At 37.9% G+C, this 22,691-nt stretch carries 26 protein-coding genes and 3 pseudogenes; 5 read left to right on the top strand and 24 right to left on the bottom strand.

Annotated features, from left to right (window positions below; genetic code table 11):
• The first annotated feature begins 25 nt into the window (after positions 1–25).
• The gene (locus NSS65_RS06290) at positions 26–931 is read left to right on the top strand and encodes a LysR family transcriptional regulator (RefSeq protein WP_034284287.1); all 906 of its coding nucleotides are present in this window, start codon (positions 26–28) and stop codon (positions 929–931) included.
• Positions 932–1,243: 312 nt separating this feature from the next.
• Here the strand turns inward: NSS65_RS06290 and NSS65_RS06285 are convergent, their stop codons facing one another.
• The 7 genes and pseudogenes from NSS65_RS06285 to NSS65_RS06255 form a co-directional block, all read right to left on the bottom strand.
• A complete protein-coding gene (locus NSS65_RS06285; protein WP_326135073.1) occupies positions 1,244–2,140 on the bottom strand; it encodes a macrolide 2'-phosphotransferase in 897 nt (298 codons plus the stop codon).
• Between the two features lie 425 nt (positions 2,141–2,565).
• A pseudogene (locus NSS65_RS06280) lies at positions 2,566–3,395 on the bottom strand (SMI1/KNR4 family protein).
• Positions 3,396–3,737: 342 nt separating this feature from the next.
• Positions 3,738–4,037, bottom strand: coding sequence for a contact-dependent growth inhibition system immunity protein (locus tag NSS65_RS06275; protein WP_034284276.1), 300 nt, complete (start codon positions 4,035–4,037; stop codon positions 3,738–3,740).
• A gap of 16 nt (positions 4,038–4,053) precedes the next feature.
• A pseudogene (locus NSS65_RS06270) lies at positions 4,054–4,677 on the bottom strand (RNase A-like domain-containing protein); the annotation flags it as partial.
• Between the two features lie 296 nt (positions 4,678–4,973).
• Positions 4,974–6,086 (bottom strand): Rap family tetratricopeptide repeat protein, encoded by a 1,113-nt coding sequence (locus tag NSS65_RS06265; RefSeq protein WP_326135072.1) that lies wholly within the window; start codon positions 6,084–6,086, stop codon positions 4,974–4,976.
• A 188-nt stretch (positions 6,087–6,274) separates the two neighbouring features.
• A complete protein-coding gene (gene catA, locus NSS65_RS06260; RefSeq protein WP_065214246.1) occupies positions 6,275–6,934 on the bottom strand; it encodes a type A chloramphenicol O-acetyltransferase in 660 nt (219 codons plus the stop codon).
• A 419-nt stretch (positions 6,935–7,353) separates the two neighbouring features.
• Positions 7,354–7,737 (bottom strand): RidA family protein, encoded by a 384-nt coding sequence (locus NSS65_RS06255; protein ID WP_061109701.1) that lies wholly within the window; start codon positions 7,735–7,737, stop codon positions 7,354–7,356.
• A gap of 105 nt (positions 7,738–7,842) precedes the next feature.
• On the opposite strand from NSS65_RS06255, the gene NSS65_RS06250 reads away from it, so the two are divergent.
• Positions 7,843–8,181 (top strand): helix-turn-helix domain-containing protein, encoded by a 339-nt coding sequence (locus tag NSS65_RS06250; RefSeq protein WP_025093428.1) that lies wholly within the window; start codon positions 7,843–7,845, stop codon positions 8,179–8,181.
• 400 nt (positions 8,182–8,581) lie between these two features.
• Here NSS65_RS06250 and NSS65_RS06245 read toward each other — a convergent pair whose 3' ends face one another.
• Together NSS65_RS06245 and NSS65_RS06240 are read right to left on the bottom strand one after the other, a co-directional pair.
• A complete protein-coding gene (locus NSS65_RS06245; RefSeq protein ID WP_268480538.1) occupies positions 8,582–9,688 on the bottom strand; it encodes a Rap family tetratricopeptide repeat protein in 1,107 nt (368 codons plus the stop codon).
• A 191-nt stretch (positions 9,689–9,879) separates the two neighbouring features.
• Positions 9,880–10,716 carry an SMI1/KNR4 family protein gene (locus NSS65_RS06240; RefSeq protein WP_065214244.1) on the bottom strand — a complete coding sequence of 279 codons (837 nt, stop codon included), beginning with the start codon at positions 10,714–10,716 and terminating at the stop codon, positions 9,880–9,882.
• 80 nt (positions 10,717–10,796) lie between these two features.
• Between NSS65_RS06240 and NSS65_RS06235 the strand changes: the two genes are divergently transcribed.
• On the top strand, positions 10,797–10,994 hold the full coding sequence (locus tag NSS65_RS06235) for a hypothetical protein (protein WP_065214243.1): 198 nt from the start codon (positions 10,797–10,799) through the stop codon (positions 10,992–10,994).
• Between the two features lie 428 nt (positions 10,995–11,422).
• Here the strand turns inward: NSS65_RS06235 and NSS65_RS06230 are convergent, their stop codons facing one another.
• Positions 11,423–12,541 (bottom strand): tetratricopeptide repeat protein, encoded by a 1,119-nt coding sequence (locus tag NSS65_RS06230; protein WP_176967272.1) that lies wholly within the window; start codon positions 12,539–12,541, stop codon positions 11,423–11,425.
• Between the two features lie 283 nt (positions 12,542–12,824).
• Between NSS65_RS06230 and NSS65_RS06225 the strand changes: the two genes are divergently transcribed.
• On the top strand, positions 12,825–13,160 hold the full coding sequence (locus NSS65_RS06225) for a YolD-like family protein (protein WP_176967271.1): 336 nt from the start codon (positions 12,825–12,827) through the stop codon (positions 13,158–13,160).
• A 171-nt stretch (positions 13,161–13,331) separates the two neighbouring features.
• On the opposite strand, the gene NSS65_RS06220 is transcribed toward NSS65_RS06225, so the two are convergent.
• Complete coding sequence (locus NSS65_RS06220; protein ID WP_176967270.1) at positions 13,332–13,796, bottom strand: hypothetical protein; 465 nt, start codon at positions 13,794–13,796, stop codon at positions 13,332–13,334.
• A 232-nt stretch (positions 13,797–14,028) separates the two neighbouring features.
• Positions 14,029–14,850, bottom strand: a complete 822-nt coding sequence (locus NSS65_RS06215; protein WP_176967269.1) for a GyrI-like domain-containing protein — start codon at positions 14,848–14,850, stop codon at positions 14,029–14,031.
• A 118-nt stretch (positions 14,851–14,968) separates the two neighbouring features.
• Here NSS65_RS06215 and NSS65_RS06210 point away from each other — a divergent pair, with 118 nt between their 5' ends.
• Entirely contained in the window at positions 14,969–15,427 is a 459-nt protein-coding gene (locus NSS65_RS06210; RefSeq protein ID WP_326135071.1) for a GNAT family N-acetyltransferase, read from the top strand.
• Positions 15,428–15,466: 39 nt separating this feature from the next.
• Here NSS65_RS06210 and NSS65_RS06205 read toward each other — a convergent pair whose 3' ends face one another.
• The 12 genes and pseudogenes from NSS65_RS06205 to NSS65_RS06150 form a co-directional block, all read right to left on the bottom strand.
• A complete protein-coding gene (locus NSS65_RS06205) occupies positions 15,467–16,273 on the bottom strand; it encodes an N-acetylmuramoyl-L-alanine amidase (protein WP_101676413.1) in 807 nt (268 codons plus the stop codon).
• Between the two features lie 54 nt (positions 16,274–16,327).
• Positions 16,328–16,591, bottom strand: coding sequence for a phage holin (locus NSS65_RS06200; protein ID WP_101676414.1), 264 nt, complete (start codon positions 16,589–16,591; stop codon positions 16,328–16,330).
• Between the two features lie 12 nt (positions 16,592–16,603).
• Entirely contained in the window at positions 16,604–16,816 is a 213-nt protein-coding gene (locus NSS65_RS06195; protein WP_025092921.1) for a BhlA/UviB family holin-like peptide, read from the bottom strand.
• A 61-nt stretch (positions 16,817–16,877) separates the two neighbouring features.
• Positions 16,878–17,021, bottom strand: coding sequence for an XkdX family protein (locus tag NSS65_RS06190; RefSeq protein ID WP_034282362.1), 144 nt, complete (start codon positions 17,019–17,021; stop codon positions 16,878–16,880).
• Entirely contained in the window at positions 17,018–17,392 is a 375-nt protein-coding gene (locus NSS65_RS06185) for a hypothetical protein (protein ID WP_326135070.1), read from the bottom strand. Before NSS65_RS06185 ends, NSS65_RS06190 begins: the two co-directional genes overlap by 4 nt.
• A 4-nt stretch (positions 17,393–17,396) precedes the next feature.
• A complete protein-coding gene (locus NSS65_RS06180) occupies positions 17,397–18,524 on the bottom strand; it encodes a hypothetical protein (protein WP_326135069.1) in 1,128 nt (375 codons plus the stop codon).
• A gap of 17 nt (positions 18,525–18,541) precedes the next feature.
• On the bottom strand, positions 18,542–18,925 hold the full coding sequence (locus tag NSS65_RS06175; RefSeq protein WP_216889114.1) for a phage tail protein: 384 nt from the start codon (positions 18,923–18,925) through the stop codon (positions 18,542–18,544).
• Positions 18,926–19,420: 495 nt separating this feature from the next.
• A pseudogene (locus NSS65_RS06170) lies at positions 19,421–19,861 on the bottom strand (YmfQ family protein); the annotation flags it as partial.
• Positions 19,848–20,894: a baseplate J/gp47 family protein gene (locus tag NSS65_RS06165; RefSeq protein ID WP_256688624.1), complete on the bottom strand. Its 1,047-nt coding sequence runs from the start codon at positions 20,892–20,894 to the stop codon at positions 19,848–19,850. The gene NSS65_RS06165 and the pseudogene NSS65_RS06170, both read right to left, overlap by 14 nt.
• Complete coding sequence (locus tag NSS65_RS06160; protein ID WP_144484817.1) at positions 20,887–21,312, bottom strand: DUF2634 domain-containing protein; 426 nt, start codon at positions 21,310–21,312, stop codon at positions 20,887–20,889. Before NSS65_RS06160 ends, NSS65_RS06165 begins: the two co-directional genes overlap by 8 nt.
• Positions 21,312–21,593: a DUF2577 family protein gene (locus tag NSS65_RS06155; protein WP_256688625.1), complete on the bottom strand. Its 282-nt coding sequence runs from the start codon at positions 21,591–21,593 to the stop codon at positions 21,312–21,314. Before NSS65_RS06155 ends, NSS65_RS06160 begins: the two co-directional genes overlap by 1 nt.
• On the bottom strand, positions 21,590–22,687 hold the full coding sequence (locus tag NSS65_RS06150) for a phage portal protein (protein ID WP_256688626.1): 1,098 nt from the start codon (positions 22,685–22,687) through the stop codon (positions 21,590–21,592). Before NSS65_RS06150 ends, NSS65_RS06155 begins: the two co-directional genes overlap by 4 nt.
• Positions 22,688–22,691: the final 4 nt, after the last annotated feature.

Below are 22,691 nucleotides of genomic sequence, written 5' to 3'. Positions count from 1 at the left end.
TGATGATAGGAAATGACTATCATTTATGAAAGGTGGACATATGGATACCCGGCATATTACCTATTTTATGGCTGTATTCAACCATTTGCATTTTACAAAAGCCGCTGAGCAGCTAGGTATATCACAGCCTACACTTAGCCAGCAAATTCGACTGCTTGAAGCAGAAGTTGGGATGCCACTCTTTGATCGAATCGGCAAAAAGGTCGTTGCTACCGAAGCTGGTTCGCTGCTTTATCAATATGGCGTGAAAATGCTTCAAGCTGAAAGAGATGCAAAAAATGCGATGAAAGAACTATTATCGGAAAAACGAGGAACCGTTCGTCTCGCAGTACTCCCTTCAGATCTTGATTTTCAGCTGGTGCCACTATTTGTAGAATTTAAAACTCTTTATCCAGAAACCAATCTAAAGGCATATTCAAATATCTTCGTTCGTGAAGAAGTCCTTTCGCATAAAGTGGATCTCGGCATCGGACTGCGAGGGCCTGCGGATAAGCGTCTCGTTCAAATTCCACTTGGAAGTGAGCCTTACGAATTATTTGTTCATTCAGAAAGTGATTTGGCCCAAAAGAGCGAAGTGTCATTAAAAGAGCTGACTCACCGTGCGTTGGTCATGTATCCGAAGGGATATCTAGGAAGGGATTTAGTAGATGACGTATGTAAAGAACAGGGTGTTGAACTAGACACTGCCATGGAGGTTGGGTCCGCGTTTTCGCTATTGCAGCTGGTTGAAGCCGGCATCGGTGCAACCATTCAGCCAAGAGGATTACTAAAGCAACATTCGATGTGGCCTAATATTGTTTCGATTCCTATTGCTGATCCAGCACCTGTCCGGCACTTGGAATTAATTTATTATGCAGATCGATTTGTCAGCAAAGCACAACAGCAGCTATCTGAATGGCTGATAGACTTTTTCAAATCAAGAACAAACTAAAAAGTGAGGTTAACACATGAAGAATGCAAACAGCATATTTACAAGAACAAACCGAGTTGTTATTCGCCAATTCGATAGACAGGATATTGAAGCGTTTTATCAATACCAAGCAAATCCCACAATTGCAAAATTTCAATCCTGGGAAAACTAAACATACGAAGATGCTGAATCATTTGTTCAACATCAATATCGAGTTCATTTATAAAAAAGGAAAATCCAAATCCGTTTTCATTGATCAACTCAAACAGTTTTTTCATGAATTAGATTAAAAAAAGCCCTTTTCAGGGCTTTTTTTGGATTCGTTCTGATTGATTAGCTTTCGTTTGCCAACATGTATGCTGCAGTTTCATGCATATCTTTCAATCCTGATCTCTGTGCGTACTCGGCCACAGTGATCGCACTTGTCGTCAGAAGTTCTATTATATGTTCATCCATTCCTGGCCAAGTTCTCCCGCCTGCTTTTTCATATGCATGGATAAGTTTTGTTAACCCTTCTTTCCCAAAGAGAAGTTGATGCGACAAAAAGTCTGCAGATACATCACCAACCCCCACTTCAGACCAATCAATCACACCCGTCACACATTGATTTTCATCAATCAGAATGTGGCCGGGATGCAAATCTCCATGCTTCACTCCCACGAAAGGCGGCCATAAAGAATCTTTAGCTATCCATTCTTGCCAGCGCTCCCATAACCCGCTGTTAATGGTGTATTGCGATTTGACACGTTCCATTCGCTGTTTCATTGATCCTCTTAATTCATGAGCACTGAGCATCTCCACACCGATCGTTTTAAATGGCTGTTGATCTAAGGAATGTACATTCGCTAGAACTCTTCCTAATGATTCATAATAAGCTTGCGGTACTTTCGTTTGATCAAAACTCCACACATATGATTGCTTCTCCACATCAATACTAGCCGCCGGTACCCCCTCTAATTGTTTATAAGCAATCAGACTTTCTGTAAAGATAGACCACTGAGGGACCTGAAAGTGAACCTGCTTACTCATATGATCTAATGTCTTTTTTTCTTGTAAGGTATGTTTCATTGATTCAGGTCTGCGAGGCATTCTTAATATCCATTGATCACCATGTAAATCTTCGACATGTGCGACACGGAAATCCACACCTGATTCATTTATTTTGATGGTATTCTCTAAAATTTCTAATCCGTGATGTTTGGCTAATTGCTTTAATTCTAGTCTATTCATATTCTTTTCCTCCAATTGCTCATTTATTCATGATCAACAGGCGTTAAGAAAATCATCAAAAAACCACAAATAGGCTGCTATCTGTGGCTAGAGTAAACACGGCTAGACTCATCTCTCTCTTTATATCAATAAAAAATTACAAAAAAAGACAGAAACGATATCTGTCTGTCTTCAAGTAAAGTTACATACTTGACCGCTGAAAATGATTAAAAATGTGCAGACTACCCCGTTTACTCTGTTTGATGAAAACAGAGCCTTTGAACATATGAAATTATTGATTGTTCAAAGTTTTCTGGCGTAATCTTCCTGCATGCATCATTTTTAACCATCCTCCTCTTCATAATTTAAAACTACTATACTTCATTTAAATATGACTTTCAATAAGATTACAAAAAAAGCCCTTTTCAGGGGCTTTTCTTCTTTCACTATCGTTTTTTCACTGGATGAATGTCTTCTCCCAAAAAAGCGGTATCAGGCTCACCACTATTTTCTAGAAACTCCGCTATTTCTTTCAGCTCTTGATTGATAAGGTCATTTCTTTGCATATCCGGGTTTAACAGAAGGATGGAGTGAATCGTTGTCGCTGCTTCATACAAAACATGTTGATCTTTTATCTGTTTGATGCATTTTTTCATACGATCGAAAAACCATTCAATCTCTTCAATTTCTTCCATCGGATAATGTGCCATTTTAAAGAGATTCTGCTGACAAAGGTCTTGTCTCTCAAAAATTTGTTCAAGCTCTTCTTTACTGATATACAAATCCGAGCATTCCTCATCAATTTCTACTACCTCGATCATCACATCTTCAGCTGTATATAACTGCTCAATAAAATCATCGAAAGTATCCGCCAGCTTAAAATCGACTCCCATTTCTAAATCAAAATAGTGGATAGGCGGGTGTTCCTTCGTTTTTCGATAATCCATTGCGATCCATGTCTCTTCCTCTCCGCTGATGATCACAAGTCCCTCCGGCAGCTCCAATTCATCACTTAACTGGGAACTATTCATGATGCCATCATCTTTGGCGATTCCTCTTAGATGGTCAAATTGAACATGATCATCTCCCATGAATTCGGCTGATCAGTTGGAAACGCATTACGCACTGTAAAACCACCGTTCCAATCTAAAATGAGCTTTTTATATGTATCAGGTAAAGTGACACCAAGTCTTCCCTCTGCTTCACGAATTTTTTCCTCATCTATCTTTTCTAACGTGAAAGGACTCTCTTCTTCTTTCTCCCAAAATGGTTTCAAAGTGGGGACCTCCTAGTTTCTAATGAGATCAGTATATCATTGACCAACTACTCATTTACCTTTTTAAAACCTCAAATTACAAACCCGTTCAATTCCTTCATCCAATAAAGAATTTATCAGTAGATATAAAAAAGATCTGGCTGGAGTGGCCAAGTACCAGGCACTTAAAGTGCTCAATGCCAGCATCCGCATGTTATTCCTTCTGGACAAAATATTCACGTTCGTTTTGTTTATCTATATCATACGATGATCCGCATAGAAAAAAGATCCCCTTTTTCTTGATTTGATGACCAATTGACACAAAAAACCTTGAAAGGCATTGGCCGATCAAGGATCATTTAGTTACTTCATTTTCACTGCTTCTTTCATTTCCTCTACTATTTTATTAAACCACTGTATAGGATTTAATGAGATCGCCGGAAAATAGATTTCTGCATTATTTTCGATAAAGCTTTCTTTTTCTTCTATTGTTAAAGTACCATTCAAAAAATCCTGACAATCCTTTATAGTAGACAGCAGACATTCTTTAGTAGCTTCATGAATAAACTCCTCTAACGCTTCTTCTGGTGAATCGATATCCTGATGAAATGTCCCACCTAAAAAATCTTCTAACTCCTCTAAATAACTGTAACTCTCATTCATTTTATCATCCTTCTTTCTATTTAACAGGGTATCCTGTTAAAATAAAACCGCCATTCTCATCTTTTTTCAGTATAATTTTTGCATTTGTAACATTCTCAACTACTTCTGAATTTCTCGAAACACTTCTTCCAATTACCTCTCCATCACCCTTATATTTTAATGGTAATGTAGGTCTACTGTTGGGGTCGGATAACCACTTTTGTATTTTATCAACACTCTTCGGATCACCCAAAACTGAATCAGCAACTCTTTCTGCAGTCATTCTATCGTTAAAAGTAGAAGAACCCGTGATTTTAGGATTACTTTTCAGCCTTTCTAATAGTTCTTCATCTGTTTTCCCAACATGTCTCTCTATTAAGTGTCCACCTCTAGATTCATGTATAGCTAATCCATTACCTGGAGATAAAGAATTTTTCTCATCTTTCTTAATCCCCATTTTTCCATGAAACCCTTTCGCCCCAAACGGCAAAAGCTTTCCAAGCGCCGCGTTCATACTTGCTTCTTGCTGTTCTTTTGAGATCTTGTTTCCAAACATGTCTCGGCCTGTGATCGCTTCGCTGAAGCCGTTGGTGGCGGTGAGGCCGTATAAACCTTTTTGGGATGTCTTTAGGGCGTCAAAGGATTTTTGTGATGTCTTGTAGAATTTCTGAAAAAGACTGATTTAATAAGGTTCTATAATGTGCAAGTGCATTTCTGATAAAAAACTGAAAGGGTTCGTCCCCAATCTGTCCCCATTTTAAAAAAACAGACCCTCAAGGTCTGTTTAGTTTTGCCTATGAGTTTTCAAATGTTGAATTTGGATCGATCATCGTCGTGTTTCGATCGGTTTTTTGAGGAAATACGGTGGTATTTCGATCAGTTGATTCTTGTGAGTAATTAAAAGAACCTAGGCAAGCAGCACCTACCAATAAAGTGGCGCTAATCAATATCTTCATTTTAATATTCATATAAACACTCCCCTTTTTGGATTTCGGTTTGAGCTTCTATGGCAGTTCTATAATAATCTGCTACCCTCTCCGAATCATTCCTTTTTTCATAAAGATTTGCAAGGCTTAAAGCAAACTCTTCAATATAAGGATACAACTTCTTTTCCTCTAACCCTTTAAACATTTTTCGTATATTTTCAATACCTTCATCTACATAAATTGTCTTTAATGAATTGAGCAATGTTTTATAAAACAGATTGTTTTCTGCTGTTGCACTTTTTATTCCTTTAGCGATATATTCAAGTGCTTCTTTTGTTTTATCACTTTTAAACAAAGTCCAACTTAAACTAAAAAATAATCTTGGTCTAATATCTTCATTGTTTTCAGTCATCTTATCCAACCCTTTTTTATAGAAGGAAGCAGCTTTAATATAATCCTGTTGCCTGTCATACGTATTTCCAAGATTCAAATAAGTTTTAGCGATTAATCTTTGATCATTTATTTCTTCAGCAAGATCTAGTGCTTTATGTAAGTGGGGGAGCGACTTCTCATATCGTTTAAAATCATCATAATTTCCTGCGATCACAAATAGACTTTGAATTTTTCTCACCTTATAAAGATCATAACGATCATAAATCTCTAGGGCTTTTATAATATGGTGCATAGAAACATGGGTTTGTTTCATAATGTAATATGCTTCAGCAACTTTAAAATGGAATTCTGCTTGTTCAATTTCATCTACAACAAGCGCCAGCTGCCTCTCAGCAATCTTATAATATTGAATGGCTTGTACATACTCTTTCTTACTGAATTCATGCATACCTCTAAAAAAGGCATTATAGTATTGCAACATTCCAGACAGTTGATGGTTAGAATTCTCTATTTTATCGACTAGCGCGGAAATTGATTGATCGAATGAAGGTTTTATATAATCGAGCATAAGCTGATGTCGAAAACACATCAATTGATAGTAAATGAGCAGGTCTTGGTCCTCTTCCATTCGCTCAATTTCTCGTTCTACCTCAGCTTTCAAAATCTCTGCATCGGGTACACTGAATTGCCGTATCATTTTATACCATTCATTTATTTTCACACCAACATGTGAAGAAAGAACTTTCTCCATCCCTTATTCCCCTTCCACTAATTTCCCTTATATTACATTTATTATCACATGTATGAGTTTACAAGGCACCGAAAAGAAACCGCAAAAAGAACAATTGAGTAACCGCGATTTTACACATTTCTTCTAACAACAGAAAAAGCAGACTCTGCAAAGTCTGCCTTTTTCTAAATGACTACACCTTTTGAAAATTAAGTATACAATGAATCGCTTAACCACTCTTCACAATGTTCTATAAGCCACCTCAAATATTCCACATATTGACCGACGTGATAGCCATCACAAACAGCATGATGTACTTGAATCGCAACGGGTAGGATGATTTTTTCTCCTTTCATCTTAAATTGACCTAACGTAAATATCGGCAGTAAATAAGTTTCATCTGTAGATACATTAAGGTTAAAAGAAGTAAAATCAATCCACGGCAGACTTGAAATATTGAACATGTTTTCTGGCATATTAGGTTTCGGAAAGAGTTTGTTACTTTCACTATAAGTTTCAATGTCCGCTACACAGCTTTTATAAAACCGAGCAAAGTTTTCGTCATAAGGCGTCCAAATACTTGAAAATGTCTTTGCTGCTTTATTTAGAATCGTATAACTAGGATGGAGAAGATCCCAGTGACCAAGTTCATCGTTCACTAGATCCATCCGAAACTCCGGTATTTTTTGCACAGCCCTTGCTAACAAATAAATTTGCACAGGATATACTTTTAGCTTTTTTTCTTTTAATATTGAATGCAATTTCGTGATGTCTAGATCGATCACCAGGCTATATGAGCATCGGGTTACCTTCATATAATGATGAAAGTGCTCTTTTCTCGGATAATTTTCGTCTATTTGTTTAAACATTTTTATCTCCTCCTGAATGTGATTTCATGTATTCAGGAGGAGACTTTATCTGTTTTCACCACCTCAATCATCCTTTCAAGAGATATGTGTTTCTGTCCATTCAAAGTCTACCATGAGTTTTACCTACGATAAGGCCTTCAGCAACTCTTCGTAAGTCATCTTTCCTAACGTGAACTTTTCTAGTGCTATATATGTTTTCTCCGCTGAGGTATTCATTCTATTATGACATTCATTCACTAACTCATGTTCATTTGGTAATGGCTCATGTATATGTTCTTTTTTTCGAAATGCTTCATAGTATCTTATACCAAATATTCTCTGGGACATCGCATTGATGTGAATTCCGTCCGGGTTAGGTTTAAGACCTTTCGCAGTAACATAATAACAATTTTCATGATGATGTGCATACGATAACATATTTAATCAGTGTGTGCGATAGCCTTGACTTCAATCAATTGCTCTGGGAAAGCCAGATATGTCACACCAATGAGACTGCCAGCTGGTCTGTGTTGACCTAAGTATTCCTTGAATAGATCTATGACCGTTTCGGAGTGTTCTTGTGGATTTGTTAGAAAAATTTCAACATATGCAATGTTGGATTTCGTAGCTCCCAATTCCACCAATACCCGATCAAGGTTCTCAAATGTTTGCAGAGTCTGAGCTTCAATATTCTCCTTACCAACGAACATACCATTTTTATCGTATGAAAATTGACCTGAAATGTAGATTGTTCCTTTAACGCTATATCCTTGGGTAATACCGTGATCCCATAGATTGTGATTGTAGGTTTTAATATTAGTCATCGTTTTCTCTCCTTTATTTCAAAGTAAAGTAAGTATAAAATGAATATAGAGAGAAAAAAAGTACGCACTATTTAGATAGTTACTACCAGAAAGGATAGTGTCAATATGAGTATGGCCGATTATAGAAAAACGGGTAATATCCAAGAGACACCTTTTGGATATACTTTATCAGTTATAGGAGGCAAATGGAAAATGCTAATTCTGTATCTCCTTTCGGAAAATCAACCCGTTCGCTTTAATGATATGAAAAGGAGACTTGGAACGATTACCTTTAAAACATTGAGTGCACAACTTAAAGATTTAGAGGCAGATGGGATGATTATACGAAAGGAATATCCACAAGTCCCCCCCAAAGTGGAATACAGTCTTACAAATAAGGCAGAAACACTTTTACCAATTTTAGAACAGTTATGTGATTGGGGAGAGAAAAATCGAAGTAATTAAATTCTTTTTGTATACATAATTCAAAGTATTGACTATGAAGATACAAAAGAAAAGCAGCTTTTGATAAAGCAATGGAGCGTATAGGGAACTTCTAATCTTAATGAAAAAGATAGTAATGATTAGGCCCCATCCGTCCCCATAAAAACAGACCTTGCAGGGTCTGTTTTTATTTTGTCTATACGTTTTGAAGTTGTGTTTTGATCAATTGAAACAGCAATGAAAATAGCAGATAATATTCAAATAAAAAAAGCCCCCAAAAAGGGCTTTTTTATTAATAGACTTCATGCTTAACCAAAGTAGCCGTTTTCTGCGGTTTGAAAATCATTTGAGGAATTTATATGTACAGTGGTTGTGATCCCCATTAATAAGGTAAGGCTTAATATCATAACTTTCAGGTGCTTCATTCAGCTTCCTCCTCCATCCATGTCAATTTTTTGGCCTGTGATTCCAAACCTTCATCAAAGTATTTTGATGCCAGTTTGTAATTATCCTGCTTTTTATAAAATCTTGCTGCCATAATTGACAATTCTGCGGCATCTGTCCAAAGTTTTTGCTTTTTCAGTACATCAAGAGCTGCGTCGAGCTGAATTTCATCATCTGTTACATATATTGAATGTATGATATTTAACTTAGCAATATACGCATTGTCAGCTAATTCATTCGCTAACATGAGTGACTCATTGTGTGCATCCAGCCCTTCAGCTTTTTTATCTAACTGGAAGAGTACACGCGCTAACATGTAATTTGTTCTCATATACAGTGGTTTGTGTGGCTTTTTTAATTCAACTGAAAAGACATTTTGTAAACATTCTAAAGCTTGCTGAAGCTTTCCTTGACGCTCATAACATATCCCAAGATTGAAATACCCTAGCGCTTGTGGAAAATCAATTTTAGATTCTGCTGCTAAATTGATAGCATCCTTATAGGTGGATTCAGCTTGTACAAATTGGTTTAAATCCATCTTATTTGATGCGATTACCATTAGAGTAGTAGCAACCCGACTCTCTTGTAAATCTGCTGATTTAAAGCTTTCTAAAGCTTTTTTGGCGTGGTTAATGGAGAAATGATTTTGTGCGATTTCGTAGTATGCAATCGAAAGCTGATAATTAAATTCAGCACGTTCTAAATCGTCAGGAACGTTTCGAAGTCGGGTCTCTGCAATATGATAATAGTTGATAGCGTCTGAAAAGCGCTTTTTATAAAACTCATACATGCCATTGAAGAAGAAATAATAATACTGAATCATGTCATCCGTTTTCTGCTTCTCTTCAATGTCTATTTGCTTCAATATATCTTTTGATCCCTCAAACTCCTGCGCCAACATTTTGTATCTGGAATCAATCAAGTTAAAGTATAATAAGACATTTTGATCTTCTTCCATATTTTCAAAGGCTATTACGATCTCTTTTCTCTTATTTTCAGCCTTTAGAATGTCCTGTTTCTTTATATATCCGTACCAATCACCGATCATTTTAGCAACAAATGGGCTTGCTACTTTTTCTCCCAAACAAACCTCCCCCTATCCATTCCTTTATTTTCCCTATAATTACATATATTATCATCCGTTTGAATATTCCACACCGAAAAGAAACCGCAAAAAAGAGAGACGAATTCGCCTCTCTGGTATGCCTTTTATTATTTGATGATACTCCAAATAAATCTTCCACTAGTATGGCCTGTTTTTTGTGCCCAAGCTTACTAAAGGAAACTTGTTTTCATAGCAATATGTTCTCCGAGATTTACTATAAGTGGATCTTTATTTTTTTCTAAAAATTTAGCAATTTGATTTAGATTTCCATTAATTTTATCGTTGATTGGCATATTGGGATTCAATAAGAGAACGTTGTTAATCGCAGAAGCTACTTCATAAAGATCATCTTCATCTCTTGTTTTTTCAATGTGATATTGCATCTTTTTAAAAAAACATTCAATTTCGTTCAAATCAACCATCGGGTAGTATTGAATTTTATAAAGATTCTCTTCATCAAGGACGTCCAATTCAAATATGGCTTCAAGTTCTTCTTTACTTAAATGAACTTCAGAAAGTTCATATTCACCCTCTGCTGCTTCCTCATCGGCAGTGTACTCAGCTGTATAAAGCCCCTCAATGAATTCATCAAAGGAATCTGCTAACTTAAAGTCTTCTTCCATCTCAACATCAAAATAATGAATTGCAGGATTCTCTTTCGTTTTTCGATAATCCATCGCTACCCAAGTATGGCCATCCCCGTTAATCAAAACAAGCCCTTCTGGCAGCTCCCACTCTTTTATTAAATAGGCACTATCCATAATCCCCTCATCTTCTGCAATTCCCAAAAGATGATTAAATTGAATATGAGCCTCAGCCCATGAATTAGAGTGATTGGTTGGAAAAGCATTATGAACTGTATAACCACCATTCTGTTCTAATATGAGCTTTTTATATGTATCTGGTAAAGTGACTCCTAGTTTCTTTTCAGCCTTATCTACTTCTTCTGCGGTGATCTTTTTTAACGTATAGTAACCTTCCTCGTCTATTTCCCAAAAAGATTTCAAAGTTTATTTCCTCCTAATTTCATTTAACTAAACTTCAACACGAACTTATATTCTGACAAACTATTTTTGGTGGTGATTGTATGTCTGATCTCGAGAGAAAGATTTATCGAATTATTTATAATATGAGCCGCTTCCGTAAGAATCCAACAATTGATGATCTGAAAAGAAAAACAGGTAAAGACGAGAAGACTGTTAGGCAAGCAATCGAAAACCTCCTGCCAACTGGAAACAATCTGGCGGATAAAGTTCGCCCCCCAATTCGTCCCCAATTAAAATAAATAGAACAAATATTCGTTGTCAAAAAAACAAAAAACCCTTGCTAAGCAAGGGTTTCAACGATGATTCCGACTGGGCTCGAACCAGCGACCTCTACCCTGTCAAGGTGAATGACCTCATCTGAAGCAAATAGACCTTCCCTGAAAAAGACTGATTTAATAAGGTTCTATGATGAGCCTTTCTGAATAAATATTTTCATTTCTGAACAAAACTGAAAGGGTTGGTCCCCAATCCGTCCCCATAAAAAAACAGACCATGCAGGGTCTGTTTTAATTTTGCCTATACGTTTTGAGAAGTTGTGTTTCGATCGATCATAGTCGTGTTTCGATCGATTTTTTGTATTTCTATCGATGTAGTGTTTCGATCAGTTGCAATAGTGTACACTCCTGCAGCTGCAACCACAGTAAGAGCAATCATCGTAAAACCCTTCTTAAAACTCATACAAACAATCCCCTCTCTGAATTTTGAGTTGTGTTTCTAATACCTTTTGATAAGCAGCTGTTGCTTTTTCAAATTGACCTTGTTTCCCATACTCATCTGCATACACTATATAGCATGCCTCAGCGTAAGCGAAAAGCTGTTTCTGTTCTAGATACTGAAACACTTCGGCCAGCTGCTCCTCATTTATATTATTAACATAAACCGCTTCTAAGAAGGTAAATAGATTTTCATAAAGCTTATTAGGGGCTTCCTCAAGTATATTAGTTCCTTGTTTTAAAGATGCTTCTCCTTCTTTAAGTCTTCCTGCTTTAAATTGCGTACAGCTAATCGCAAAATACAATTTGGTAAGAAGCTCAGAATCATCATCTGCCTTTTGAATAGCCTTCTCAAAATAATTGATAGCTTCATCCCATTGACCATCTCTATCAAATGTATGGCCAATATTCAAAAATGCTTTAGTTAGGATTTTTTGATCTCCAATTTCCTCTGCAATTTTAATTGCATTCTTTAGATGAGGAATTGATTTATCGTGTCGAGCCAAATCATCATAATTTCCTGCTATTACAAATAAGCATTGAATTTTTCTCACTTTATACAGATCGTATTGATCGTAGATTTCAAGCGCTTTTAAAATATGATGCATAGAAACGTGAGTTTGTTTCATAATATAGTAGGCTTCAGCCACCTTGAAGTGAAACTCGGCTTGCTCAATATCATCTATAACTAGCGTAAGTTGTTTCTCGGCCATTTTATAGTATTGGATGGCCTGTACATATTCTTTTATACTGAACTCATACATCCCACGAAAAAACGCGTTGTAATACTGCAGCATGCCGGACAATTTATGGTTGGAATTTTCTATTTTATCAACTAAGTCTGCAATGGATATAGAGCGCTGCTCTGAGGGTTTAATATAATCAAGCATAAGCTGATGACGAAAGCACATCAATTGATAGTAAATCAGTAAATCCTGGTCTTCTTCCATTCGTTCAATTTCTTGTTCTACCTCTGCTTTCAAAATCTCAGCATCTGGAACACTGAATTGCCGAATCATTTTATACCATTCATTTATTTTCACACCAACATGTGAAGAAAGAACTTTCTCCATCCCTTACTCCCCTTCCACGAATTTCCCTTATATTACATATATTATTACATACAGAAATTTACAAAGCACCGAAAAGATACCGCAAAAATAACAAAAAAAGAGCTCCTGCAAAGGAGCCGTGTGAGTAATACATGAGTAATAGTGGATTGATAAAGAAGTAAATCATTGAAATATACGAATTTTTCTCCCCTGTTTCCGCAGGGTAAACCGTATATAAATTTATTATAACTCAAACTTAGACACAGAACAAACATTCGGTTATAATTCCTTTTGAGGTGATAGTATGTGGGATGATCGGAAGGATCAAAACAGGTGGAAAATGAAATTCATCTTGCCTGAACATAATGAGGCATTAAGACAACTGCATCTTTCAAAAAAGAAAATTGAACAGCCGATTCTAAGTCCTGAGCAATTAGAAGAATTTGAATACACCATTGCAACCGCAATGAGAGAGGACATGCCCCTCAATTTTGAGTTATTCGATAATGGGTTTTCCAGAGAAATTTCGGGGCGAGTTGTATACGTGGACCACATAAAGAAACTGTTTCATGTAAAAGATAGCCGTTCTGATACAAATTTAATAAAATTTGCAGATATACTTAATGTAAAAATACTTTAAATAAAAAGGCCGTCCTTCTAGGCGGCCAATAATTTCATTTGTTAATGTTTTTCTTTAAATCCTCAATTTCATTTTTGAGGATTTTATTTTCTTTCTTGAGTTTTGAAACCTCTACGACGGTTAGTAACAAAGTTGCAACTATAAGTAAAATCAAAATATATTCAAACATAATCATATGTCCATGTAGTAGTCATCAAAGCCAAACGTTCCAGGAATGCCGATGACCGGCACCAAAGCGGCTCTGAATTTCCATCTATGTTTTTTATAATATGCCTTTGAAAGCTGTTTACGTTTGTACAGTTGTTTTGCAATATAGCGACCTGCACCGTAACCGGTACCAATAACCGCAGCTATGCCTGTGATTATACTCATCACTACAACAAACGCATTATGTACTGTGGCTTTATCTTCTTTGTCGAAAAGACTGTCGATTTTGAAGATGTCATTGTCAGTTAGACCAAGATCTAACGCGCCTTGATATAATTCAGCATCGTTTTTTGTAAATGATTCAGACGGTGTTTTTTGTTCATATTGTGGCTGATTAGCTTTTGCATCTGCAAACTCTCCAAGCGTACAGGAGATACCCAACGCAGCTACAATGGATAATGAAACTCTTGTTATCCATTTTTTATTCAAATCAAACCCTCCCCTTTTTAATCCCATCAAGCATAACTTAAAATATACAGTAATTTCCATAGTTACAAATGACCGAATGTCAAATGGTGTATTAGTAGTAAAGTATGTAATTTAAGACAAATAAAAAAGCCCCAATCCACTAAGGAAAGGGGTTTAATATTTTCATGCACTTCACATTGCATAATTCTTATTTATTAATCTGTTTGACGTATTGAGTTTGAATTGCATTTGTTTATCTCTCTTCAATTTGAAGAAGAATTTTAACATAAGTATTTTCGTAACCATCTACTGTCATCTCATCTAACATATATTCTTCATATGCATTCTTACCGATCTTTAATCCCTTATTTTCAACGAATTCCATTATTCTACGGTACGCATCTTCAATTTCACCACCAATCTCATAACCTACAGCATACATACCTTTTGGGCGTATAAAATAATTTATTTTCTCTGAATAACCCTTTATTTTCATATAGAAATGGCTGTAATTATAAAAGTCTTGTCCTAGAATTTGATCTTGCGAAAGGATACCTCCTATCGGATATCCTTCATCTAGCTCATAGTGTTGAGCAAGATGGATGAGCTCTGAAATTGCTGCCACGTATTTTCGTTCAGATAAATTTAATGTTTTTCTACTTAACATAAATTCTTCTTCGGGTAAAAATTTTAAAGAAATCGATGAAAAATCAGTTTCAAGTGCCTGTTCAATTAATTGCATTTTAGTTTTTAGAATTTTTTGCAACTGATTAAATTTATGAATTTTCTTTTCAATATCAATAGACTTTTCTTTAAGAACTTCCAATATCTTTACTGGTGTTCTTTGCTTTATTAATCGTTTTATTTCTTTTAATGGAACACCAAGTTCTTTGAATAGACTAATGACTTGAAAAATTTCAAATTGATGATATGAATAATATCTGTAACCGTTTTCCCTTTTAATTTCTGGTGAGAATAAGCCTATCTCATCATAATGAAAAAGAGTTTGCTTTTTTATGCCGCAAAGCTTTGAAAACTCTCCTGTTGTGAAATACTTCTTTAAATCTTTATTCAAAAATAACATCCTCCTTGACTATATGGTAACAGTATACTTTATGATTTATGTACTTGGATAAGAAAATTTTAAGAGTCGCTAGTCGATACTAAACACAACAACATTGGAGGAATATGTAATGAATATAGAAATAAAGCCGGTAACTGATCATAATCGTGCGGCAGTATTGGATTTAAAAGTAAGTGGACAACAAAAATCTTATGTCGAGTCATCAAAAGTTTGTTTAGAAGATGCTGTAAAATGTGAATATTATCAACCAGCAGCACTTTACTATCAAGGTGATCTAATCGGTTTTGCGATGTATGGTTTATTTCCAGGGGATTCAAAAACAAACGAAGATGGGAGAGTTTGGCTTGATCGGTTCTTTATTGATGAACGTTTTCAAGGAAGAGGTTTGGGTAAGAAAATGCTTGATGCCCTGATTCGACACCTTACTAAAATTTATAAAAGCAATAAAATTTACTTAAGTATATATGAAGAAAATAAACCTGCTAAAAATCTATATTTAAAATTCGGATTTCAATTTAATGGTGAACTGGACTTTAACGGCGAGAAAGTAATGGTAAAAAAGATATAAAACTTTTTGGAAATGAGCAGGCATAACCGCCTGCCCTTTTTATTTTAATAACTTTTCGAGCTTCGCTTTAGTCTTTGGACCATAGATGCCATCGGCAGCAAGTCCATGCATCAATTGGAACCGTTTGACCGCATCCGCTGTTTTCGGTCCGTAATAGCCATCAACACCGTTGTTTTTCGCTCCTTTGTCCGGGTAGTAGTAAACCGCCGCTAGGGCTTGCTGTACGGCTTTTACTGCTGATCCCTTTGTAAGAGGCTTTGTCACTTTTAAAATGCCAGAAGGCAGGTTGTATGTCTTTTTAGAAGGCTTGGAAGCTGGTTTTTTGGATGGTGCTGGTGATGCCTTCGTTGGTTTTGTAATTGTTTGCTTTACTGTACCAGCTAAAACTGCCTTATAATCAAAGACAGGACACGCTTTCCAAGAATAGCCCGGAAACTCATTATGACCTCTTGTTCTTTTGTAGTTCGGCATATCTTTCTTCAATGCCGTTACTAAAGCTCGGAAACTCGTTTCCTGTGCTGCTGTCGGCTTTTCACTTCTGAAATCGCCCACAAGACAAATGCCGATAGCAAAGCGGTTTGAGTTACCTACATGATAAGATTTGATTCCTAGATCATGATTCCATTCAATTGTACCGTCTTTGAGAATGACAAAATGATAAGCTACACCCGGCCAACCATTAGTGCTTACATGATAGTTTGCAAAAGCTGCGCTGTTTCCCGATGTTGTTAAGCTATGATGTACCGCGATGTCCGTTTTTGCATTGACACCCACATTTGAATAGCTCCCGTTTCTTTTTGTTTTTCCTCGAAGATCAACAAGCTTGCTTAATTGTCTAAAATTCATTTGTGTTCTCCCCATTCGTTTAATGGAATTTAAAAAGCCACCCGAAGGCAGCTTTTATTTTGTTAATCCTTTTTGTTTCAGGACTTCTTTTTGTAACTTGCCTTTGTCAGTCACATAGTTGTTTTTGAACCATGCAACAAGGGTTGTTACGATTGTGAAGATCATTGAGAAAGCAAGATACAATGTCTCAGCCAATGAAGTGACTTGATCCTCACTGATCGGCAATATTGGCTTGCCAAATAGAATTAACGCTTGGTTGATCAATGCCATAAATAGAAGCACCGTGCGGATCACCGTGCCTTTGTCGAAGTTTTTCATAAATGTTCCCTCCTATTTTAAATTCCGTTCAATTTTATCGAGCTTGTCGATCACGACATCATACTTTTCACTAAACTTTGCTAACACTTCATTTTGCGCTTCGATTTGTTCATTGAGCTTGTTTTCTCTTTCCTTTGTCGTGTTGAGAACATAAAACAATACCCAACAAAAAAGAACCGCAAAGGGTCCTTGTGTCATCAAATATTGAGCCAAATCCATTTCCACCATACTCACCTACTCCTTCACTTTGTCCACCTCCTTAAAGAAGGCAAAATAAAAAGCCCCTCTAGGCTTCGTATTGTTCTCCTGTTATTTCCTCATAGTCTTCTTTGTTAATCCAACCGATTTCTACATAAAAAGCAATATCCTCTGGACCATAACACTTCCAATCCCAAAACTGCTTTATATCCGCAACTGTTGGATATATCATGATTTTTCACCACCCTTCAACTCCTGAATCTCAGTCATGAGTTGAGCCAATTGTTTTGCCATTTGTGCCTCACGCAATTTAGCTGCAGCTGCATCTTTTGAAAGCTGACTCAATTGTTTAGTTAACACCGCATTTTGCTGTTTTAGTAAATCAATATCATACGGCGGTTGCTCTGTTTGTAAGCTATCAATGTACTCCTGGGTTGCCGACTCGCTCCATGTCTTACTTGAAGGATTGTATTTTGCGATGTACAACCCTTCTTGCGGTTGAACATCTGTAAAACCCTCTGGAATTTCAGCATCATCGGGTATTTCTTTATCTCCACCAGTTATATACTTAAAATCTTTATCAAAGGCGTATATAGGCTTCATAAAATCACTCCTTTGCTTTAAAGGTGCAGTTAACTGTGATGAATTCATTATTGCTGGTTGTATCTTGTATGATAAATCGACCATTCGTTGCTATATACTGACGACTAAATTGAGGTCCCTTAAATCCTCCTGTACTAGATGCAATGCCTACATTATAAATAGGGAATGGTGGCTCACATCCTTCTGGCAACATAAAGGCATGTACATCCCCAATTGTTCCACCTGCGATGGCTCCAGTTACATGAACAATCCCCATCGCATCCTTCGCAACGCGAACCCGATAGTCATTATTGACCTCGGATTTGTATGTTTTCCATCCGTTTTCAATTGTTGGGAACTTCCAGTCGAGTTTTGCATCTTTACTGGTTGTAATTCTCTCCCACCCTTTGAAACCTTGAGCATGGAATGTACCAATCCAAGTTATGTTATCAAAAGATCTTGTAGCGATAATACGTTTATATACTACTTCGTTTTGCTCATAGGCTGTTTCAAAAACGTCAACGTAATAAAAACTCCCGTCATTTTGTACAGGAGTATTAAGGAGTTGAGCTCCCATGTAAGGACCTGTCGGTAGTTTAAATATATCGGTACCATTTGGAACCCTTGCAATTCTTCCATCGTTTGGTGTGAGCCTATATAACTGACCATTATTCCATTTATTCCTTTCGGCAACTGACGGCAGCTGCGTCCAAGTGATAGATATATGGCTAGAATTATAGTAGAAGTAATACGCATTACCTGACGTGTCTACCGCAAAACCGGTCCCAATCTTATCTTGGCCAACTGTCTGTATTCCTCTTAAATAGGCGTTACTAGGGGCTGGAGAATCTTCTACTCCTGGGGAAGCGATAAAAGTACAGGTTCCCTTGTCTTTAATCGCATCATAAATATTTTTATCAGCTGGAACAGAAATCAAGTATTTGCCGTCATCAGCTGTGATCTTATATAACTGCGATTCATTCCATTTCTTCTTCTCTGCTTCTGATGCATGCGGCTTGGTGTCACCAATATGGCCACCGAGTTGATCTAACAGTCCAGTATCATTTTCAAGTAATACCTTCACCATGTCATTGAACAGATCAGCATGAGCTTTGTCACTTGTTTCAAAAGTCTTAGGAGATTTAATGTCCATCAATGATCGCTCCTTTCTTAATAGATGTCATCAATCTCAAAGATGAATTCAATGTCACCATCTTTTTGCTTGTCCGTCATTGTACGAATGGCCGTAAACTTCCCATCTTCATCAACAAGAGCCAATTCGTTGATGACTTCTCCAGCAAGCTCACCTTCAGCAATGGTGCAGGTGTAGCGAATTTTGGCTGGTTCCATAAACTCATATGAATCAATATCCTTTTGAACAAGTTCTTTTTTGAGTTCTTGTTCAGTGCCGTCTAGTGAGATTGGTTTCCCATCCTTCGTCCCACCCTTTCCGAAAGCCATCTTAACCACTTTTGTGAGCTTCGTTCCTTCCGCTCTAGCCTTCGCCATTTGTTGCCGAGCATAAAGCGTTGTAACGGTTAATTGATCAGCCATTATGATCCTCCTTTATAAATCTATTTGTTTGGACGTAGCAGCTAGATATTTTGAACCGTCTAGCGGTACTGAGCCATCAAGCGTCCAATATTTCTGCTTAATGATTACACTTCCACTTTGCTCATTTGATACATGAGCAGCCATGCGGAATGTCATTTTCTTTTTTTCTTTTCTAAACTGATTGAAGCGCGATCGAAGCGTAAGAGCCGCTTGTTGATCCGTTTCGTGTTTGGCTCCTACCATGACATATCTTGTACGTCCAAGAACTTTCATTTCTTTTTTGAACTTCATAGCCAATTTTAAAGACTGCCTAAACCGAACAGGGATGTCAGTTGAATTGCGCGATCCGCTCAAATAAAAAGTGCCGTTCAGTAAAAACTCCCCATTCAGCAGGATCGGGATGTGATCAAAAAAGCCCACTCTGCTGCGCAGTGTGAGCCGGTTATGATAATCTTTTATTTTGTGAACGTCTGTGTGATGAACGCTTGTGAATTTGTAAGCCAAATGAGCCGGTTTGAGATTTTCCAGTGTTTCAACGATGTATCTTGTGTTTTGTAGATCATCCAGGTTTACCCGTAAAGAGAAATGATAGCGGCCTGTCGTTAGACGAACCACTGCGCTAGGGTTCTTCAAGAACCGATTGACTGCCCTCTCTAAAGAAGCATAAGTGATCGGTGGAATATTGGACATAAGATTCAATATACGTGCCCTGCGCAGCTCAATAGAATCACCTGACTCACGCTGCACCTTCAGCATCCTTTCCCATCGATTAAGCCCCCACGTGGCAGTGAGCGGAAACAGTTGATCAGTCATATCAAAAATAGAATCATCTAGCCTTTCCATCTCTGGAGCCTCTGATTTCATTAATTCATCAAATTCAGTGATCTCCGTTAGATAGGAAGGTAGATAGGCTTTCATTTCGTCAAGCTTGCTCAATAACGTTCACCTGCCCTAGACGCGGAATCTCAATGTCCTGAAGCGGTAAGTTTTTTGCCTCACCGTTGATCAATACATCCGCATAATCAGACACACTATCCGCATGATACAAAATGTCATTGATCGCTGACATTCTGATCACATTTTCTTCAAAGGCAAGTGATTTTAGAAGCGCTTTGACCTTCTCTTCAATTTCCTCTTGTGCATCCTCAATGGAGTAATCCATTTTAAGCTCCACAGATACGGACACCTCAACATCTTTCCACTTGGCGCTTTCAATAGTGGCAGTAGCCCCGATCGGTGCTTGCCCTTCTCCTTCTCCTGGAACCGGATCAATGTACTCTTTGACCTTATTGACGAGCAGATCCGTCGCAACATCAAAATTCCCATCTGTGATGACAACTTTTACTGTGCCTTCCCCGTTCCAAAGCGGGAAGACCTTCGCCCTGCCAACTCCTTCAACTTCTTCAGCCCACTTTTTATAGTGAGCTTTGTTGGCACTGACAGCTTCACGTCTTGCTCTCATTAAGTATCGTTCATACAGAGCTTCATCGTCTTCTTCCTCTTGACCTGGTATCTTCAATTCTTCAAAGATGACAGACTCTAGTCCTGGTATGTTATCAAGTGATAGAAGCGGCAGTTCTGCAAAATTCCCATTGCCTACAGCACCAGTCGTTTCACACTTCAAAGTGCCGTCAGATTGATATTGAAAGTACAGATTGTTGATATAGAATCTTGATCCCGTTGGTATTCTGATAGTTTCAGGTGTCACCTCAACAGACCATACAGCACTTGTGGCCGCTTTACGAGTGATCCCCACTTCAGCGGCTCGTCGATCTAAAAATTCTCCCTGCGCTGTATCCGCAAAAACAAGATCGAATACTTGGTCAAGCCATATATAAGATTGAGCAAGTTCGGCAGCTGCAGGAGCCAACGCATTCCATATGACGCTGTTTTCACGTTTATCAATATCATCGGGTATACGTTCCAACATGCGTTCCATGATGGCTTCATACGATTGTTCCTCAAACATCTCCGATCACCTCCTCAATCTCCAAGGTCCCTTCATCTGTCACCACGTTAAAGAGCACTTTAAAGGTTGCCCCTTCTTTTGTGACCTCAAAATCTTGCACACTTTCAATTCTCTCATCAACAAGAAGTGCTTCTTCTATTAGACGCGGAATCTCCATCTCCTTGTATTCGTCCGTTGATTCTTCATCAGACACAGCTTCTTGAACCTCACATCCTACGTCATGGCTATAAACAGCATGCGAATATCGTTCAGTTCTTAGGGCCATATATACAAATTGGCGAATGGCATCGAGACCATTAATCTTTTCATTGGTTAAACGGCCAGACTCAAAGTCGATTCGGTAGGTAGTCGAAGGTTCAACAATATCCTCTTCATCTTCCTCAAAATCTTCAATTTCTTCTTCTGGAGAGAGTGCCATCATGAACCACCTCCTACTACTTTATCTAAGATGTAAAACGTTTGGCCGCCTGTCATCGCAAGGACCATGACACTATCGCCTTCTTGTAGCTCATCATCTTCTCCCTCGTCCAATCGAGCTGGCCAGATAAGAAGTTCTTCAGGAATGATGAGTTTGTCATTTTCATTCAACCTGACATTAAGAGGGGAAACAGACACAACATCACCGAGTATCAATTCCATTGGTGATTGTGCATCCACAGCATTGACGGCCAATCGCTTAATTGCCTCACTTAGTTTCATGACTGATTCCCCGTTGGGATTGTATTCTTTTCAACGACATCGATCGTCATGGTGTGTTTAACCCCTTTGAATTCATGGCTGTCTTGATCGATCCAGTACGTTTTTTTGATGCCGATATCCGGAATGATGATCCGGACAGGCATGCCGCTTTGTAATCCAGGAATACCTAGAGCTTGAATACTTTTGAGTTCTTTTTTCACGCTTTTTTTCTGTGAGAGACGAACATCAGCCCTCTTTTGCAGCTGTGCTTGGTTGATCTCCCCTGACACTCTTTCGACGTGCTGCAGGATGCCGTATTTGCTTCTAGCAGCACTATCATTCGCCACAGCCAGCATCTCAATCTCTTTCTTTTGCGTGACAGTTTTCGGCTTCGTAGGTTTGGTCGTTTTCTTATCTTTTTCTTTATCTTTGTCAGTAGTCTTAGATTTCTTTTTTTCCTTCTTCAGCACCTTAATTTTTTCCACATGTGTCGCTCTCATCTTCACACGTGTGGCTGTTTCCTCAATCGAGGTGCTGTACTGATAATCAATGAGATTCACGCCTGATTCAATGACCCATACTTCGGACGGATCAGGCCAAGCTCTCAGCCCCATCTTGCCTTTAGCAGAATAGATTTGATAGTTACGTCCTGTTTGCTTCTTTGTTTCCCTTAGAGCCTGCAAGATGATGTCATAAAGGCTTGTATCGTTTTTGAATACAAGCGATTTAATGACATGGCCAGTGTTAGCGATTGACGTCATCGGGATCTGAAAATCTTGACCAAGCCGCTTCATTATCTGATCAGCCCGCTTGTTTGCAAAGACATATACATCCTGGTTCTTCACCAAATACTGAAGCATGTCATAAGCGGTAAAAGTGAGCTTTTCGTCCTTCGGTGTTCTTGCAAACACTGTTCCTCTGAAAAGCTCTTTTCCCTTCCACTTGAAAAGAACAGTGTCACCCTCTTTGATGCTGTAATACTTTTGACTTCCTTGTTTTGTCACGATTGTTGCTTGTATTGAGCGGGGAGCCTGATACCTTTGCCCCCGAAGTGTCACACTCTCTGTCACAAGCTCGTACATGGTGCCGCTTCTGATGGCAAAAAGCTCAATCAATGTC

It is taken from the genome of Bacillus sp. FSL K6-1006 (genome assembly GCF_038593175.1).
In the GTDB taxonomy this organism is placed as follows: domain Bacteria; phylum Bacillota; class Bacilli; order Bacillales; family Bacillaceae; genus Bacillus; species Bacillus safensis.
This window is presented reverse-complemented; position numbering and strand designations above follow the sequence as displayed.

Bases quoted from the DNA above. Each gene is read 5' to 3' on its own strand.
- NSS65_RS06200 (WP_101676414.1), bottom strand. From the start codon at position 16,591: ATGAAAAACTTCGACAAAGGCACGGTGATCCGCACGGTGCTTCTATTT.
- NSS65_RS06250 (WP_025093428.1), top strand. From the start codon at position 7,843: ATGAGTATGGCCGATTATAGAAAAACGGGTAATATCCAAGAGACACCT.
- NSS65_RS06275 (WP_034284276.1), bottom strand. From the start codon at position 4,037: ATGAATGAGAGTTACAGTTATTTAGAGGAGTTAGAAGATTTTTTAGGT.
- NSS65_RS06290 (WP_034284287.1), top strand. From the start codon at position 26: ATGAAAGGTGGACATATGGATACCCGGCATATTACCTATTTTATGGCT.
- NSS65_RS06265 (WP_326135072.1), bottom strand. From the start codon at position 6,086: ATGGAGAAAGTTCTTTCTTCACATGTTGGTGTGAAAATAAATGAATGG.
- NSS65_RS06180 (WP_326135069.1), bottom strand. From the start codon at position 18,524: ATGGACATTAAATCTCCTAAGACTTTTGAAACAAGTGACAAAGCTCAT.
- NSS65_RS06285 (WP_326135073.1), bottom strand. From the start codon at position 2,140: ATGAATAGACTAGAATTAAAGCAATTAGCCAAACATCACGGATTAGAA.
- NSS65_RS06255 (WP_061109701.1), bottom strand. From the start codon at position 7,737: ATGACTAATATTAAAACCTACAATCACAATCTATGGGATCACGGTATT.
- NSS65_RS06155 (WP_256688625.1), bottom strand. From the start codon at position 21,593: ATGAAACTAAGTGAGGCAATTAAGCGATTGGCCGTCAATGCTGTGGAT.
- catA (WP_065214246.1), bottom strand. From the start codon at position 6,934: ATGTTTAAACAAATAGACGAAAATTATCCGAGAAAAGAGCACTTTCAT.
- NSS65_RS06205 (WP_101676413.1), bottom strand. From the start codon at position 16,273: ATGAATTTTAGACAATTAAGCAAGCTTGTTGATCTTCGAGGAAAAACA.
- NSS65_RS06225 (WP_176967271.1), top strand. From the start codon at position 12,825: ATGTGGGATGATCGGAAGGATCAAAACAGGTGGAAAATGAAATTCATC.
- NSS65_RS06230 (WP_176967272.1), bottom strand. From the start codon at position 12,541: ATGGAGAAAGTTCTTTCTTCACATGTTGGTGTGAAAATAAATGAATGG.
- NSS65_RS06175 (WP_216889114.1), bottom strand. From the start codon at position 18,925: ATGGCTGATCAATTAACCGTTACAACGCTTTATGCTCGGCAACAAATG.
- NSS65_RS06160 (WP_144484817.1), bottom strand. From the start codon at position 21,312: ATGGCACTCTCTCCAGAAGAAGAAATTGAAGATTTTGAGGAAGATGAA.
- NSS65_RS06165 (WP_256688624.1), bottom strand. From the start codon at position 20,894: ATGTTTGAGGAACAATCGTATGAAGCCATCATGGAACGCATGTTGGAA.
- NSS65_RS06235 (WP_065214243.1), top strand. From the start codon at position 10,797: ATGTCTGATCTCGAGAGAAAGATTTATCGAATTATTTATAATATGAGC.
- NSS65_RS06185 (WP_326135070.1), bottom strand. From the start codon at position 17,392: ATGAAGCCTATATACGCCTTTGATAAAGATTTTAAGTATATAACTGGT.
- NSS65_RS06210 (WP_326135071.1), top strand. From the start codon at position 14,969: ATGAATATAGAAATAAAGCCGGTAACTGATCATAATCGTGCGGCAGTA.
- NSS65_RS06190 (WP_034282362.1), bottom strand. From the start codon at position 17,021: ATGATATATCCAACAGTTGCGGATATAAAGCAGTTTTGGGATTGGAAG.